Source organism: Cobetia sp. AM6, assembly GCF_009617955.1.
In the GTDB taxonomy this organism is placed as follows: Bacteria; Pseudomonadota; Gammaproteobacteria; order Pseudomonadales; family Halomonadaceae; genus Cobetia; species Cobetia amphilecti.
The window spans coordinates 437,555-453,903 of record NZ_AP021868.1 but is presented as its reverse complement, the minus strand read 5'-3'; the positions used below and the strand labels follow the sequence as shown (position 1 = coordinate 453,903).

General features: G+C 64.3%; 13 protein-coding genes. 5 read left to right on the top strand and 8 right to left on the bottom strand.

What is annotated here, in order from left to right; all coding sequences use genetic code 11:
• Positions 1–62: 62 nt before the first annotated feature.
• The 6 genes from glrR to CLAM6_RS02060 all read right to left on the bottom strand — a co-directional run bounded on the left by glrR (position 63) and on the right by CLAM6_RS02060 (position 8,265).
• Complete coding sequence (gene glrR / locus CLAM6_RS02085; RefSeq protein ID WP_043333716.1) at positions 63–1,430, bottom strand: two-component system response regulator GlrR; 1,368 nt, start codon at positions 1,428–1,430, stop codon at positions 63–65.
• Positions 1,431–1,550: 120 nt separating this feature from the next.
• Complete coding sequence (locus CLAM6_RS02080; RefSeq protein WP_052384557.1) at positions 1,551–2,117, bottom strand: hypothetical protein; 567 nt, start codon at positions 2,115–2,117, stop codon at positions 1,551–1,553.
• Positions 2,118–2,121: 4 nt separating this feature from the next.
• Positions 2,122–3,678 (bottom strand): sensor histidine kinase, encoded by a 1,557-nt coding sequence (locus CLAM6_RS02075; protein ID WP_054555310.1) that lies wholly within the window; start codon positions 3,676–3,678, stop codon positions 2,122–2,124.
• Between the two features lie 1,089 nt (positions 3,679–4,767).
• The gene (argA, locus tag CLAM6_RS02070; protein WP_043333715.1) at positions 4,768–6,078 is read right to left on the bottom strand and encodes an amino-acid N-acetyltransferase; all 1,311 of its coding nucleotides are present in this window, start codon (positions 6,076–6,078) and stop codon (positions 4,768–4,770) included.
• 182 nt (positions 6,079–6,260) lie between these two features.
• Positions 6,261–7,544: an inorganic phosphate transporter gene (locus tag CLAM6_RS02065; RefSeq protein ID WP_043333714.1), complete on the bottom strand. Its 1,284-nt coding sequence runs from the start codon at positions 7,542–7,544 to the stop codon at positions 6,261–6,263.
• A gap of 40 nt (positions 7,545–7,584) precedes the next feature.
• The gene (locus tag CLAM6_RS02060; RefSeq protein ID WP_043333713.1) at positions 7,585–8,265 is read right to left on the bottom strand and encodes a TIGR00153 family protein; all 681 of its coding nucleotides are present in this window, start codon (positions 8,263–8,265) and stop codon (positions 7,585–7,587) included.
• A gap of 475 nt (positions 8,266–8,740) precedes the next feature.
• On the opposite strand from CLAM6_RS02060, the gene CLAM6_RS02055 reads away from it, so the two are divergent.
• Positions 8,741–9,751, top strand: coding sequence for a CYTH domain-containing protein (locus CLAM6_RS02055; RefSeq protein ID WP_052384555.1), 1,011 nt, complete (start codon positions 8,741–8,743; stop codon positions 9,749–9,751).
• A 149-nt stretch (positions 9,752–9,900) separates the two neighbouring features.
• Positions 9,901–10,938, top strand: a complete 1,038-nt coding sequence (locus CLAM6_RS02050; protein ID WP_084589405.1) for an ion transporter — start codon at positions 9,901–9,903, stop codon at positions 10,936–10,938.
• Positions 10,939–11,065: 127 nt separating this feature from the next.
• Here CLAM6_RS02050 and CLAM6_RS02045 read toward each other — a convergent pair whose 3' ends face one another.
• Together CLAM6_RS02045 and CLAM6_RS02040 are read right to left on the bottom strand one after the other, a co-directional pair.
• Positions 11,066–11,689: an L-threonylcarbamoyladenylate synthase gene (locus CLAM6_RS02045; RefSeq protein ID WP_043333712.1), complete on the bottom strand. Its 624-nt coding sequence runs from the start codon at positions 11,687–11,689 to the stop codon at positions 11,066–11,068.
• Between the two features lie 65 nt (positions 11,690–11,754).
• Entirely contained in the window at positions 11,755–12,720 is a 966-nt protein-coding gene (locus CLAM6_RS02040) for a PHP domain-containing protein (RefSeq protein WP_052384554.1), read from the bottom strand.
• Between the two features lie 263 nt (positions 12,721–12,983).
• Between CLAM6_RS02040 and CLAM6_RS02035 the strand changes: the two genes are divergently transcribed.
• The 3 genes from CLAM6_RS02035 (at position 12,984) to mnmC (ending at position 16,348) form a co-directional block, all read left to right on the top strand.
• A complete protein-coding gene (locus tag CLAM6_RS02035; RefSeq protein WP_043333711.1) occupies positions 12,984–13,565 on the top strand; it encodes a septation protein A in 582 nt (193 codons plus the stop codon).
• Positions 13,565–13,864: a YciI family protein gene (locus CLAM6_RS02030; protein ID WP_043333710.1), complete on the top strand. Its 300-nt coding sequence runs from the start codon at positions 13,565–13,567 to the stop codon at positions 13,862–13,864. Before CLAM6_RS02035 ends, CLAM6_RS02030 begins: the two co-directional genes overlap by 1 nt.
• A gap of 141 nt (positions 13,865–14,005) precedes the next feature.
• On the top strand, positions 14,006–16,348 hold the full coding sequence (gene mnmC, locus CLAM6_RS02025) for a bifunctional tRNA (5-methylaminomethyl-2-thiouridine)(34)-methyltransferase MnmD/FAD-dependent 5-carboxymethylaminomethyl-2-thiouridine(34) oxidoreductase MnmC (RefSeq protein ID WP_318527670.1): 2,343 nt from the start codon (positions 14,006–14,008) through the stop codon (positions 16,346–16,348).
• Position 16,349: the final 1 nt, after the last annotated feature.

Sequence of the window (16,349 nt, the reverse complement as noted above, 5' to 3'; positions counted from 1 at the left end):
TGCAAGAAGCTGTGGGCCGCTTTTGACCTTACGCCTTTCGCGTGGCTTCGGACGCGATAAACCTAGAAGTCAGGCGGTCCCTGCTCGGCGCCCGGCTTGAACACGCCCGGCTCCAGATCATGTCGTCCCAGCAGCTTGTAGAAGTCGGTGCGGTTACGTCCGGCGATACGCGCCGCCTGGGTCACGTTGCCTTCGGTGATCTTCAGCACCTTGATCAGATAGCTGCGCTCGAAACCGGCACGCGCCTCGGAGAAGGACGGCAAGGCGTTCTCTTCCGCGGCCAGCGCTTGGGAGACCAATGCTTCCGGAATCATCGAGGAGCTGGTCAGGGCGACACACTGCTCGACCACGTTGACCAGCTGACGCACGTTGCCCGGCCAGGCACTGGAGGCCAGCAGGTTGAGCGCTTCCGGCGAGAAGCCCTTCACGAACGGCTTGTGGCGCGCGGCGGCCTGGCTGATCAGATACTTGGCCAGCAGCGGCACATCCTCGGCACGCTCGCGCAGGGCGGGCAGCTTCAGATTGACCACGTTGAGGCGGTAGTAGAGGTCTTCGCGGAAGTCGCCGTCGTGCATCGCCTTGTCGAGATTGCGGTGCGTGGCGGAGATGATGCGCACATCGATGGGCACCGAGGTGGTGGAGCCCAGCGGGCGAATCTGACGTTCCTGCAGTGCCCGCAGCAGCTTGACCTGCAGCGACAGCGGCATGTCGCCGATCTCGTCGAGGAACAGGGTGCCGCCGTCCGCCGCCTGGAACAGGCCCTGGTGGGCGCTGACCGCGCCGGTGAACGAGCCCTTGGCGTGACCGAACAGTTCGCTTTCCAGCAGCTGCTCCGGCAGCGCGCCACAGTTGATGGCGACGAAGGGACGCGAGGCGCGCGGGCTGGCGTTGTGGATGGCCTTGGCCATCAGCTCCTTGCCCGAACCGGACGGGCCGGTGACCAGCACGCTGACATCGGATGCCGCCACCATGCGCGCCTGCTCGAGAATCTGCTCCATCTGCGGGGAGCGAGTGATGATGCCAGCGCGCCAGGCATCGTCACCCTCCTTTACGGGCGGCGCCTGGGCCAGCGCCTCATCGATGGCGGCGAACAGCTCGTCCTTGTCGACCGGCTTGGTCAGGAAGCTGAACACGCCCTGACGGGTGGCACTGACGGCATCAGGGATGGAGCCGTGTGCGGTCAGCAGGATGACGGGCATGCCCGGCTGACGCTTCTGCAGCTCACCGAACAGGGCCATGCCATCCATTTCATCCATGCGCAGGTCGGACAGGACCAGGTCTGGACGTGCGGCTTCGAGACGGCTGAGCGCCTCGCGGCCACTGCTGGCCGTCGTGACCTTGAAGCCACGGCTTTCGAGACGCATGCCGAGCAGCTTGAGCAGGCTCGCATCATCATCGACGAGCAGAATATGCGCTTGTGCGTATTTCACACTAACTCTCCTTGCGACACCCGAGGGCCTGGGACATCGACGTCGGGGCCGCACAGTCTTGCGTCATGCAATCGCGGGGATTGAGTGACAGGGTCGTGGCCAGAGTCTGCCGCTGAGGATTCAGGGCGTGCTCTGGCGGCGCGAATTGATCGATTCTTCGATGGCCGTCAAGGCTTCCAGCTTCTTGGTCAGCTGGGCGTTCTCGGCGCTGAGCTTGCGACGGGCACCGTCATTCTTGTCACGCTCGGCGATCAGACCGCGACGCTCCTCGAGGCCATTGAGCCACTGACGAAGCAGCGGCTGCAGGCGGCTCGGGGCGGTGGGCAGGTCCGCCTTGTAGAGGTCGGAGGCCAGCTCCCAGTCCGATTCATCGCCCCAGCTGAGCACGATGGCACGCGCGAGACGACGGTCGTGGCGGTTGCCTTCCAGCTGCAACAGGGTGCTTTCACGCCAGCCGCTGTTGCCACGCTGGGCCTGCAGCGCGAAGGCGACCCATTCATCCAGCAGGCAGTCCTCGCCGGTGAAGTCCGGCAGGTCGCCGGCGCCATAGCAGCTCTCCCGCACACTCGGGCTGACCACTTCCGGCTCGCTGCCCGGCATGGTGATATTGGTCAGGGCGCCACAGGCGCTAAGCGTACTGAGCAACACGCCTGCAGCCAGGCGCATCAGTAGTCGTTGACCCTTCATCACTTCAGTTCCTTGCGTGCTTGATGGCGTTCAATGACGCCATTTCATGTGGTGTGGACTGCTGATCCGCTCCGGCGGCATCCCTGTCTGCCTGCGGTTCATGCTCGCTGCCTTCCCCTGACGTCAGCGAGCGACTCGGTGTCGGCAATGTCAGCCGGAAGCAGACATCCGCCTTGGGGTCATCCACCAGCGCCAATTGACCAAATTGGGCGCGGGCGCTGTCAGCGGCGACCGAGAGACCGATGCCGGAGCCCTTGAGCGGGCCCTTGCGCTTCACCGCGCCCTGATAGAAGGGCTTGAACAGGTGGTCACGGTCCTGGGCGGCGATGGGTTCACCGCTGTTGGCGACTTCGATGATCAGCTTGCGACGCTCCTTGCGGGCTCTCAACCACAGGTCACCGCTGTCTTCGCCATAGGCGATGGCATTGGAGATCAGGTTGTCGAGAATACGCCCGGTACGCGGCCTGTCCGCCTCCCAACTGAGGCTGGCAGGCGGAAGATGCACGCGCATGCCCTTCTTTTCCAGTGCCAGGCGATGTTTCGCCAGCACTTCCTTGAACACTTCATGCACATCGAAGCGGCTCTGTTCGAGGCCCTGATTGTGCTGCAGCAGATTGTAGTCGAGGAGTTGCTCGATCAGCTTCTGCAATTCCTTGCTGGAGTCATCCAGCAGACCAAGAATCTCGGTCTGGTGCGGACTCAGCGGCCCGGCGACCTCGTCGATCAGCAGGCCGGTGCCTTCACGGATGCTGGCCAGCGGGGTCTTGAGCTCATGCGACATGTGACGCAGGAACTGCTGCTTCTGCTCCTCGAGCTCATCCAGACGCGTCGACAGCCAGTTGAGACGCTCGCCCAGCTGCACCAGCTCCGCCGGCCCCTTGATGACGATGGGTCGCTCGCTGTCGGTGCCGCTACCCAGGCCATTGATGCGGCGCTCCAGCTGCCGGATGGGACGGATGATCAGCCAGGTGAAGAACAGCATCAACAGCAGACTGATGGAGACCAGCGCGGCGGTCTGCCACCACAGCTGATTCTTGACCTGAGAGGCGCGGGCGCGGATGCCTTCGATACGCGCATCGACAAGTTCACGCGTGGAGTTGAGCAGGCCGCTGGCCTGGATCGAGAAGGGCCCGAAGTCTTCCAGATGGCGACTGACCTGGTCGACGCTCATCTCGGGCATGCGCTCGAGCTGTGACAGCGTCGCCTTCAACTCGCTGACGCGAGGGTCGCCCTCGCCCAACAGCCGCGCCTGCTCATCCAGCAAGGTGCGGAAGCTGTTGGCCTTGTCGGCGTAGATCTTCATCAGATCAGGGTTTTCCAGCACGGCGTACTGGCGGGCGCTACGCTCCATCTCGACGGCGAGATTGGTCAGCGTGCGGGCGCGGCGGGTCTGGTCGACAGCCTGGCGGGCACTGACATCCGCCAGTTCCGACAACTCCGACAGCGCCTGCCCTGCTTGAAACATGAGCACGGCAATCGGCAGCATCACCACCAGAAATGCCATCAGAACCAGCTGCGGCAGCGAGCGGGGACGCCAGCGTCGTGACACTGTGGAGGCCATGGAAAGAACTCTATGCAAGAAAGGGGTGGTCATCATCGAATCACGTCTTCCTAGAATACCAGAGTTCACCAGCGTCCATCGCGGTTGCCAGTTCGTTAATAAATACGACTCTTATTCAAATCAATACGCCGCCACGAGACAAACCGCCCCATTGGCAACGTTTCGCATGAAATTGTTGCCCATTCAGCGCTAGACGCACAAAAAAAGAGGGCCGGCATAGCCGGCCCCAAGTACGCAGGGAACTGAAGGGTCAGTCATCACGTGGTGCCTCTGGTACCTGGAGACCAGAGGCACTACGTGATTGGCGGGCCTGACAGGTGGTCTGCCTGTCAGTCCCGGGAGAAAAGAACGTCACCTGGTGGTCGTTCCAGGTCAGTTGACGTTCACGCCGGACAGCGTCCGCGCTCCCTATCGGATGTGAAGCAGGGGGCAACACATCGCAATGTGGATGATCGAGTCGGATGGCTTGCCGACTTGCCCGCCTCGATCGTCAATTCGGGGATGACGGCAGCCAATCTCTCCGGCTACCGCATCGGTTTCGGGCATCCTTGCCCGGGCGTCCTTGCCCTCAAGATACTGTCCATGCCCACCAGGGGCCGTACCTGTCTCATCGCAACCTGAAGTCACACATCGCGTGGAGCAGACGCTTGGCCTGTCAGCGATCACGGAGCGCACAGGGTAGTGAGTACCGTCATCGCTGGAAGGCCAGAGAAAGGGGCCGGTGATGCGCCTCATATCTCTTGCTCACGGTACCTATTGCCAAAGGCGTGCCATAAACGCGAAAACACATTACAAAACAATGACTTGAAATGACGATCACGGCGACAGGCATGCCAATGTTGCCCAGGGCGGCACACAGAGTCGTGTTTTACTGGCCGATTCGTCGCGATTTGCCAACACATATACGGGTCATGCTATTTTTCCCTTCTGAATCAACGTCTTGAAACGTCTCCTTTGCAAGACAATCCCGCAAGGGGTGAGGGAAAACTGCGACACCTATGCAAGAACACCCACTGATCAGCCCTCATCGAGGGGGTCATCAGCGGGTGTTCTCCGGGCGATTCACACTGGCAGGCAAGTGAGGTGTGACTAGAGCGACTTGAGCAATACCTTGGAGTTACGCGCCGAGTTGTAGGCCTCGCGACGCATGGGCGGCAGGTCTTGCAGGCCGGCCGACACGAAACCGTGCTCGATGAACCAGTGGACGGTATGGGTCGTCAGCGCATACAGACGCTCGACGCCGGCGCGACGCGCGCGCAGCTCGATCTCGGCCAGCAGCTGCTCGCCGCGCTGTCCGCGGCGATAGTCATCATGCACGGCCACGCAGGCCAGCTCGCCCATGGCGGCGTCACGGCTGAGGTGCAGTGCCGCACACCCGATGACCATGCCATCGCGCTCCAGCACCACATAGTCGTCGATCTCGTGTTCGAGACGCTCCCGCGAGCGGGCCACCAGGATGCCACGCTGCTCCAGCGGCCCCAGCAGCGCCAGCAGGCCACCGACATCCTCGAGGCGCGCCTTGCGCAGCTGCTCATAGCCCTGACGCGTGATCATGGTGCCGATGCCGTCACGGGTGAACAGCTCGCCCAGCAGGGCGTCACGGTCGCGCCAGCTCAACAGGTGAGTGCGCCCGACGCCGCGCCGTGCGGCGCCACAGGCAGCGGCCAGGTGGCGCGACAGCTCACTGTCGTCATCGCGGGGCGGCGCCATCAGCGCGGCTTCCTCCGGATTGAGCTGACGCAGCAGCTCGCCGTCTTCGCCGAACAGGCCCTCCCCTTCGCCAAGCAGGATCAGCTTGTCAGCGGCCAGCGCCACGGCGGCATGTTCGGCGACCTCAGCGGCGTCCAGATCGAACACCTCGCCGGTGCTGGAATAGCCCAGCGGCGGCAGCACGACGATGGCCTGCTGCGAGAGCAGCCCCTGGATCGCCTCACTGCGCACGCGGCGCACCTCGCCACCATGCAGAAAGTCGACGCCATGACGCACACCCAGCGGCTTGGCCATCACCAGATTGCCGGAGACGGCGGAGAGCTCGACGCCATGCAGCGGCGTATTGGGCAGCCCCTGGGATAGACTCGCCTCAAGGCGCAGACGCAGCGTGGCGACCTGCTGCTCCAGATGGCCGAGAATCTCGCGCGTCACCACCCAACGGCCCTGATGGCGGTCCGCCTCGATACCGGCAGCCTGCAACGCCTCGGCCACCTGCGGGCGCACCCCGAACACCACCACAAGCTTCACGCCGAGGGTATGCAGCAACGCCAGATCCTGTATCAACTGCGTTCGTCGTGACGAGGACAGGGCATCGCCCTCGATCAGAATGACGAAGGTGCGGCCGCGATGGGCATTGATATAGGGAGAGGAGTTGCGAAACCAGTCCGCGAAGGGGAAACGCGTGTTCAAGAGCCAGCTCCGGGCAGGAGAGAGGGAAAATGGCATGTCAGGCATGCCCATGAATCATCATATCAGCGCCGCAGCCTGCACGGCGAGCGGTGCCCCCTGACATCCATGTGTCAGACACGAGAAAGGCGACCCGAAGGTCGCCTTTCTTGTTTTACCAATTCAGCTCTGGATCATGCGTCGGCTTAGCCGAACATGCCCTTGAACATGAAGAAGAACAGGATCGACAGGATCGCGCCGGCCGGCAGAGTGATCAGCCAGGACATCACGATGGTGCCGATGACACGCAGGTTGAGCGCTGCCATGCCGCGTGCCAGGCCCACCCCCAGCACCGCACCGACGAGGGTGTGGGTGGTGGAGATCGGCAGGCCGGTGCCGGAGGCCAGCACGACGGTCGAGGCGGCGGCCAGCGTGGCCGCGAAGCCGCGTGACGGCGTCAGCTCGGTAATGCCGGTGCCGACAGTGGCAATGACGCGACGACCATAGGTGACCAGGCCGACGACGATACCGCCGCCACCCAGCACGAGGACCCACCACGGCATGCTCGCCTTGGCGCCGATCTGACCGGCAGAGTCGACGACGCTGATGATGGCCGCCAGCGGACCGACCGCATTGGCCACGTCGTTGGAGCCGTGGGCGAAGGCCATCGCACAGGCGGTGAACATCATCAGCAGGCCGAATACCTTCTCGACGCCGCTGAAGTCGAAGTCGTCACCGGTGGCGCGATTCTTCTCCTTGAGGCGTGAACGCGCGACCTTGCGCTCCATCAGCACGCCGATACCCATCACGATGGCGCCGATGACGACGGCCAGCAGCAGGCTGGATTCGAAGCTCAGGTGCAGGCCGACATGCTTGAGACCCTTGACCATGGTCACCATCGAGATGATGAAGCCGACCAGGAACATGTACATCGGCACGTAGCGCTTGGCGGCCGCGAACGGGTCTTCGTTGTCGAAGATCAGCGTCTGCACGGACTTGAACAGCACGAAGGCGATGGAGCCCGCCAGCAACGGCGAGACCAGCCAGGAGGCCGCGATCTGACCGACCTTGGTCCATTCGACGGCATCCACACCCAGACCCGCAGCGGAGAAGCCGACGATGGCGCCGACGATGGAGTGGGTGGTCGAGACCGGCCAGCCCTTCATGGAAGCGATCAGCAGCCAGATACCGGCGGCCAGCAGCGAGGCCAGCATGCCGTAGACCAGGAACTGTGGATTCTCGATCAGCAGTGACGGGTCGATGATGCCCTTGCGGATGGTGTCAGTCACCTCACCACCGGCAAGCCAGGCACCGAGGAATTCGAAGATCACGGCGATGATGATCGCCTGCTTGATGGTGATCGCCTTGGAACCTACCGAGGTTCCCATGGCATTGGCGACGTCATTCGCACCCACACCCCATGCCATGAAGAAACCGAACAGACAGGCAAGAATGACGAGCACATCGCCGTATTGAGCAATGATGGACATAGAAGACTCTTGGACAGATGGCAGGACGTCCTGATGGCGCTCAGCGCGCCATCAGGATCTGCAGTCGGGTACCGACCTTTTCCGCTTGGTCAGCCACATCGCCGACCCAATCGATGATCTTGTAGAGGAAGATCACATCGACGGGCGGGAGACTGGCTTCCAGCGAGAACAGGGTCTGGCGGATGGCGATCTGCTGTTCGTCGGACTGCTTCTCGAGCTCATGCAGCTCGTTGATCAGCTTGTCGACCAGCTCGCTCATGTTGCGCCCGAAACCGGACTCGACGAGGTCTTCCAGTTCACCCAACGCACGACGCGCCTGGCAGACCGATTCGACCGCAGTCTTGAGATACTCACGCATGGCGGGCACCAGTGCGGTGGGTATCTGCATATGACGACCCAGCATGATCCCGGCGATGTCCTTGGTGACATTCGCGATGGAATCCTGGACATGGATCAGCTCGAGAAGGTCGGAGCGCGAGACCGGCAGGAACAGCGAGTTGGGCAGGTTGAGACGCAGCTGCGTCTTCAACTCGTCCGCTTCACGCTCCAGCCCGCTGATGGTCTTGCGAATGCTGGCTGCCTGCTCCCAATCACCCTGCTCGCAGGCGTCGAAGAAGGTCAGCAAGTGCTGGGCGCACTCGTCGGTCTTGATGATGTGGGTGTGCAGCGCCTTGAAAGGCGAGCGCCCGAACATCGAAGAGAAAGGGTTGGTCGTTACCATAGTGGCCGTCGGCGTTAAGGATTGACGCGCGGAGTGTAGCAAAGCCTTTGTGACGATCACATAACTTTCATCGTAACGTCATGATACCGCCTTGCTGTTGTCATTTACGCAACAACAGCGGCAGTTCGGGGGAACACGAAGGATTCCAGAAGAGAGATTGTCATGTAGCGGCAGGACCCGTGGTCGCTGGCTTTATCCACTGTTCGTAATATAACCAAGGACGTGACGACAGGCAATTGCTGTCACTTCAATGTCATCATGCTGTCATATAAGTGTGATTCTGCCGACAGGCCGATATCCCGCATGCCCTTCCGCCCTCCCCGAGCTTGCCTTGCCGCGGGCCAGGCGCGAGCATGAGACACACGAGCCTTCACCACCATGCACCACGCTTGCCGGAGGCTCTGCGGTCCTGGCGCCGCTGTCATCCTCAACCGTCAGTATCTGTCTTCTTTCATCTGTACAGGGAGTGCCCATCATGGCGCAGGAAATCGAACTCAAACTGGCACTGTCTCAACCCGTCATTGATCGCGATGCCATTCTGGAGACACTGGCGAGCATTGCAGAACTGGCAACGGTCGCCCCCAGGCGGCTCTGGCTGGCCAACACCTACTTCGACACCCCCGAGCATGCGCTGGAGCGCGCGCGCATGGCGCTGCGTCTGCGCCAGAGCGGTGAGGATGCCGACAGCACGGGCGCCCTGCGCCAGACGCTCAAGACCAGCGGCGAGAGCCATGGCGGACTGCATTCACGCGGCGAATGGGAGTGGGAGCTGCCCGAGGGCCAGACCGGCCTCGACCTCGACGGCCTGCGTGACCTGCCGCCCTTGCAGGCGCTGGAAGACGGCGCCCGCGAGCAGCTGCTGAGTGCACTCGCGCCCAGCTTCAGCACCGATTTCGAGCGTCATGCCTGGCAGATCGACGTCAAGGCGACACGCAGCGACGAGAATGTGAGCGACGAGCAGGTCACCGTCGGCGTCGAGATGGCGCTGGACCTGGGCGCGGTGAAGGCCAGTGGTCGCGAAGTGGCCATCCAGGAGATCGAGCTCGAGCTGACCGGCGGCGAAGAACTCGCCCCCGAGGTGAGAGAAGGCGTGCTCTGGCAGCTGGCGGATTCACTGGCCAGCCGCCTGGCATTGCGCCCGGCAGATGCCAGCAAGGCCAAGCGCGGTGCGGCGCTGCGGGATGACGAATGGCATGAGAAGACGCTGGATACCGCTGACCCCGGCGCGCTGCTGTCCGCCGCCATCGATGCGCTCGATGCCCACGCCGACCGTCAGGCGAAAGACGACCTCAAGTGGCACGCGCATGCGCTGGCCGCCCTGTCGGCCCTTGCATCACGGCTGGCCGCCAGCCAGCATCCCGGCCATATCCACGCGGTGGCGCTGGTCGAGGCGCTGGAAAGCAGCGACGGCGACGCCTCACAGGACTGGGCGACTCGCGACTTCGGCCAGCACAGCCTGTCACTGCTCGCGACGCTGCGCGGCTGAACCTCAAAACGACACTGACTGCCCAACCACCAGGCGCTAGACCACTGGCTGATGGACAACGGCCGGGCAGTCACTGAAGGTCATACTGAGACATCCCCGATACGCCCTGACATTCATCCGGCGTCGTCACGCCCGTCAAGGAAGCCTGCATGCCTGAACGCCAGGGCCCTGCCAATGAATATGGCAGCACGCCGCAAAGCCCCCCAGCGACATCCTCGCACCCCAGTGACTACGAGCCCGCGACGGGCCGCCTGCGCGCGCGGCTGTTCCACTGGATCTTCGAATCCGATACCAAGGCGGCCAAGGCCTTCGATATCGGCCTGATCCTGATGATCTTCGCCAGTGTCGCCGTGGTGATGCTCGACAGCGTGCCCTCGCTCAATGCGCAATACGGCGAGCTGTTCCGCATCATGGAGTGGGGCTTCACGATCATCTTCACGCTGGAATATGCCGTCCGCCTCTACTGCCTGAAGCATCCCGGCACCTGGGCCAAGGGCTTCTACGGCGTGCTCGACCTGCTGTCGATCGCGCCGACCTGGCTGTCGCTTCTGATACCGGGCGCCCAGGCCCTGCTGGTGGTGCGCGTACTGCGCGTGCTGCGTCTGTTCCGCGTGTTGCGCCTGATGGCCTTCGTCGGCGAGGGCCGCATGCTGGTCGAGGCCATGACGCGCAGCCGGCGCAAGATCCTGCTGTTCTTCATCACCGTGCTCAGCATCGTCACGGTGTTCGGCGCTCTGATCTATCTGATCGAGCCGCCCGAGGCCGGCTTCACCTCCATCCCCAAGGCGCTCTACTGGGGCGTGGTGACGCTGACGACGGTGGGTTATGGCGACATCGCGCCCATCACGCCGCTGGGGCAGTTCATCTCGGCGCTGATGATGATTCTCGGCTACTCGATTCTCGCCGTGCCCACCGGGGTGTTCTCGGCCGAGGTCCTCAACGGCCTGCGCATGCAGCAGACCAGCGACGAAGCCTGCCCGGGCTGTGGTCGTGAAGGCCATGATCGCAACGCCAAGTACTGCAAGTTCTGCGGCACCTGGCTGGACGAGGACACCCGCGACCCGCGCGAGCCGGAACCGGAGCCTGAGACAGAGCCGGAGTCCGAATCTGAAGCTGATGCAGAGACGCCATCGGGGGATGAGACCGCCTCCCCAGGCGACGACTCCCCTGACCGCGACCGCAGTTGACGAAGCCGAGAATCACTCAGCACACGACAACTCCTCGGAAATGACAACGCCCCCGCGACCTCAAGGTCCGGGGGCGTCTTCGTATGGCAAGGCGATGTCAGCGCCGTGAAGCGCTACGCTGTCGCGATCACTCGACGAAGCTCGAGATATCGCCGCGCCCTTCGCGCACGATCACCGGCGGCAGCTCGCGCAGGTCCACCACACTGGTGGTCTCGAAGCTGCAGGCGCCGCCGTCGATGACCAGATCCAGCGCGTGTCCGAAGCGTTCGCGAATCTCTTCGGCGTCCGTCATCGGCAGCTCCTCACCCGGCGGAATCAGCGTCACGCTCATCAGCGGTTCGCGATGGGTTTCCAGCAGGGCGTGGGTGATGGCGTGGTCCGGTACGCGCACGCCGATGGAGCGACGCTTGGGGTGCAGCAGCAGGCGCGGCACCTCGGAAGTCGCCTGCAGGATGAAGGTGTAGGCGCCCGGCGTGTGACTCTTGAGCAGGCGGAAGATGGCGTTGTCGACCTTGGCGTAGGTGCCGATTTCCGAGAGGTCAGAACACACCAGGGTAAAGTTGTGCTTGTCGTCCAGCTGACGCAGGCGCTTGATGCGCTCGATGGCCTTCTTCTCGCCCAGATGACAACCAAGCGCGTAGCCGGAGTCGGTCGGATAGGCGATCACGCCACCCTGCTGGATGATGGTGACGGCCTGATCGATGAGGCGTTTCTGGGGATTTTCGGGATGAATCTGGAAGAACTGTCCCATGCGGTGCTCCTTGCGTCTGGGCACCAGCCCGGCAGGCGGACTGGCGTCACGGTGATCTCTTGATATCACATGGAGGCAGCGTCGGCCGCAAAAAAGGGCGCGATGCGCGGGTGACACCACACGGGCGGCACCTTGGTGCGGGGCGGCGGACTCATGCTGCCGGGCGCCAGCGGGCCGCCGGGGAAGTGGAAGTCACTGCCGACGGAGGCGTAGAGGCCCAGCTCATCGAGCTGACGCGCCAGGTCACGCGCGCGATCGATATTCTGGAAGCCGCTGACCAGTTCCGCGCCTTCACCGCCGGCGGCAATGAAGTCACGCAGCAGCTCGCCACGCTTGGTGCGCGTCAGCTTGTAGCGCATCGGGTGCGCCATCACGGCGATGCCGCCATCGGCACGCACCCAGCCCACCGCCTCTTCCATCTCCGGCCAGTGCGCCTTGACGTCGCCTTTCTGGCCCGCGCCCAGATGCCGCTTGAAGGCGTCCTGCAGGTTGCGTGCAATCCCGGCCTCGACCAGCGCGCGGGCGAAATCCGGGCGTGACAGCGGGCGGTCGCCTGAGCCACTCAGCGTGGCCTGTTCCCGGGCGCGCTCGAAGGCATTCTCGAGCCCGAGCTTTTCCATGCGCGCGGCGATCTCGTGGCTGCGGCGTTCACGCGCCTCGTGCTGCTGCTTGAGACCGGCACTCAGCGCATCGCCGGCGCCCTCGGGCATCAACGCCACGATGTGGATGGTCTGGTTGCGCCAGCGGACCGACAGCTCACAGCCGGGCAGCAACGAGATTCCCTCGGCGCGGGCGGCCTGCTGGGCCTCGAAGATGCCTTCCATGCTGTCGTGATCGGTCAGTGACATGCGTGACAGACCGCGCCGCGCGGCCAGCGCCACCAGCTCTGTCGGTGCCATGCCGCCGTCGGAGGCGGTGGAATGCATGTGCAGGTCGATGTCCGGCACCTCGATATCGGAATCGAAGCGCTCCGGCAGCGGGCGAAACTCGATCGGCTTGCGGGATGCGGAAATCGGCGAAGAGTCGGACATAACGTCGGACACGGGGAACCTCTCGGGATGAACGTCTGTGCCACGCGATGCCTGAGATGCAGGCGATCCAGCGGGCCAGACGTCGGGCAGTATTGGCTGCGATGCGCGCCCGGACACACAGGGGCTTTGTCAGCAGGCAGCAATGGCGGCAGAATGAGCACATGCAGGCAGGGGTGCGCCGCTGGTGTCAGACAGGATACCACTCGCACAGGCCCTTGCCTTCCCGACGGCTGCGTCGTCGTGTTCAGGAGTGCGCATTACCCATGAAGATGTTGCTCGACTTTCTGCCGATCGTGATCTTCTTCGCCGTCTACAAGATGACTGGCGACATGATCATGGCTACCGCCGTGTTGATTCCCGCGACCCTCGCGCAGGTGCTGTACATCTACTGGCGCCACAAGCGCGTCGAGAAGATGCAGCTGGTCACCCTGGCGCTGGTCGTCGTGCTGGGTGGCGCGACCGTGCTGTTCGGCAACAGCTCCTTCATCCAGTGGAAGCCCACCGTGGTCAACTGGCTGTTCGCCGTCGCCTTCCTGCTGTCGCCGCTGTTCGGTGGCAAGCCGCTGGTGGAGCGCATGATGGAAAAGGCGATTCAGCTGCCGCGTCCCATCTGGCACCGCCTCAATCTGGCCTGGGTGGTATTCTTCCTCGCCATGGGCGGCCTCAACATCTACGTCTTCAGCCACTACTCGGAAGACATCTGGGTCGATTTCAAGCTGTTCGGCATGCTCGGTCTGACACTGCTGTTCGTCATCGTTCAGGGCGTCTACCTGTCCCGTCACATGGTGCAGGCCCCTCAGGAAGAGAACGCTTCCTCGACCAATTCTCAAAAGGATGATTCGTGATGCTCTACTCCATTGTCTGTCAGGACGTTGAAGGTAGCCTCGAAGCGCGCATGGCGGCGCGTCCGCCGCATCTGGCACGTCTGGAAGCGCTGCACGCCGCCGGTCGTCTGGTCATCGCCGGCCCCAACCCGGCCATCGACAGCGAAGCACCGGGCGAAGCCGGCTTCAGCGGCAGCGTCATCATCGCCGAGTTCGATTCCCTCGAAGACGCCCAGAAGTGGGCCGATGCCGATCCCTTCGTCATCGCCGGTGTCTATGAAAGCGCCGAAGTGAAGCCCTTCAAGCAGACCCTGCCCTAGCCCGGCGTCCGACCGGTCATCTGACCGGCGGTTTCTCACAGACGACGGACAGCCTGGCTGTCCGTCGTCTGCGTTGCAGGCCTTGCTCTGCCGCTGTCTCGCTGTGCTGCTCTCCCGCTCGACCTCCTGCCAGGAATGCCCGTGAACGATCACCCTTCCTCCCCCCGCCAGCCCGCCCCCGGCCAGTCAGCTCCTGATCAGTCAAATTCGAATCAGACCGCCTCGTCAGCCCGAAAGACTTCGCCGCAGCAAGCGCCGGGCACCGCGGCCCGCAAACCTGCCACGACGCCACCGAGCGCGATCGAGCCTGTCACGGCGTCCGGCGTGGTGCCGGACGTACCACTGGCGCCACTGGCGGCATTGGAGGAGGCGCAGCTCGAGTGGGACGACACCGCACCACAGGCCACCGATTACGGCGATGTGTACTTCTCGATCCACGATGGCCGCGCCGAGACCGTGCACGTCTTCCTCGACAGCAACCGGCTGAGCGAGCGCTTCCGTGACTGGCGGGGAGCGCGCCCCTTCGTGATCGGCGAGACCGGCTTCGGCACCGGCCTCAACATCCTGTGCGCCGCCCAGCGCTTTCTGGCAACGGCGCCCGCCGAGGCGCGCCTGCATGTCATCTCGGTGGAAAAGCACCCGATGCGCGCCGCGGATCTCGAGCGGGCGCTGTCCGCCTGGCCGGACCTCGCCTCACTGGCGAAGCCGCTGGTCGCTCAATGGCCCGCTGCCGTCCTCGGCGTGCACCGCCTGTGGCTGGATGAGCGCATCACCCTGGACCTGCACTTCGGCGATGCGGTGGAGCGCCTGTCGCGCCTGGAAGGTGGCGTGGATGCCTGGTTCCTCGATGGCTTCTCGCCGTCGAAGAATCCGCAGATGTGGTCACCCGAGCTGTTCGCGGCCATGGCAGGTGTCTCGCGCCCCACGGCGACCTTCGCCACCTTCACCGCCGCGGGCTTCGTGCGGCGTGGCCTGCGCGCGGCAGGCTTCGTGTGGCGCAAGGTGCCCGGCCACGGTATGAAGCGCGAGATGATCTGCGGCGAGCTGGACGAGCCGACCGCCGCCGCGCGCGCCGAGCTGATGGGGCTTGATGCCTCACCCGCATCCGGCCATGCCCCCATGCAGGAGCACGCGGTGCGTGGCGCCCTTCATCCGCTGCGTCGTGAGCAGCCCTGGACTCAGGCTCCGCAGCCCGCGCCCATTTCTCGCGAGTCGCATGTCGCGGTACTCGGCGCCGGTATCGCCGGCACCAGCTGCGCCGAGGCGCTGGCGCGGCGCGGCGTGCAGGTCACGCTGATCGATGCCGAAGCCCCCGGCGCGCGCGCCTCCGGCAATCGCCAGGGCGCGCTCTACGTCAAGCTGGCCGCCGAGACCAATCCCGCCAGTCGCTTCCAGCTGGCCGCGCTGCAGTACAGCCGGCGCTGGCTGGCAAGCCTCGACCCCGAGCAGACCCTGTGGTCCGCCAGCGGCGTGCTGCAGCTGGCCACCAGTGAACGTGAGCGCAAGCGCCAGCAGCGCTTCCTCGACAATCACCCGCTGCCCGAGGCGCTGCTCAAGCCGGTCAGCGCCAGCGAGGCCAGCCGGATCGCCGGCAGCGAGATCGCCTTCGACGGCCTCTTCTATCCGGTCGCCGGCTGGGTGCGCCCCAGCGCGCTCTGCCAGCACCTCGCCGCCACCCCGGGCATCCGCTTTCTGCAGGCGCGCATCGAGGCCATTCAGTCGCTGGAAGCCGAGGAAAGCGGGGCCACTGGCAACGGCGCGCCACGCTGGCAGCTGCAGACCAGCGACGGCACCAGCATGGAAGTCGATCAGCTGATTGTCGCGCAGGGGGAGCAGACTCACCTGCCCGAGCCGCTCGCGCATCTGCCGCTGCAGCCGATTCGCGGCCAGGTCAGCGAGATCACGGTAGCGGCGGAACACGCCGCGCTCCTGCCAGCGCTCGACAGCGTGGTGTGCGCCGGTGGCTATGTCTCGCCCTATCAGCGCCACGCCGATGGCAGCGTGACCCTCAGCTTCGGCGCGACCTTCGCCCCACGCGATGAGGATGAGGCGGTCCGCGAGGCGGATCACGCCGCCAATGTCGCTGAACTGCGCAGTGCCTTGCCCGCCTTCGTCGCCGCCTGGGAGCAGGCGCGTGGCGTCAGGCTGGAAGACGATGACTGGCAGGGACGTGTCGCCTGGCGCGCCGCCAGCCCGGACAAGAGCCCGCTGGCCGGCCCGGCACCGGACGCCGCGCAATGGCGTGAGGACTACGCCGCCATGGCCTTCGATGCGAAAAAGCGCGTGCCACAGTCGAGCGGCGCCCACCTGCCCGGCCTGTGGCTCTCCACCGCACACGGCTCACGCGGCTTCACCACCGCCCCGCTGTGCGCTGAGCTGATCGCCTCGCGACTGTGCGGCGAACCGCTGCCGCTGGAACGCGAACTGGCCGAGCACCTGCACCCGGGACGCCGCCTGATCCGCGATATCGTCCAGCGGCGCTGAG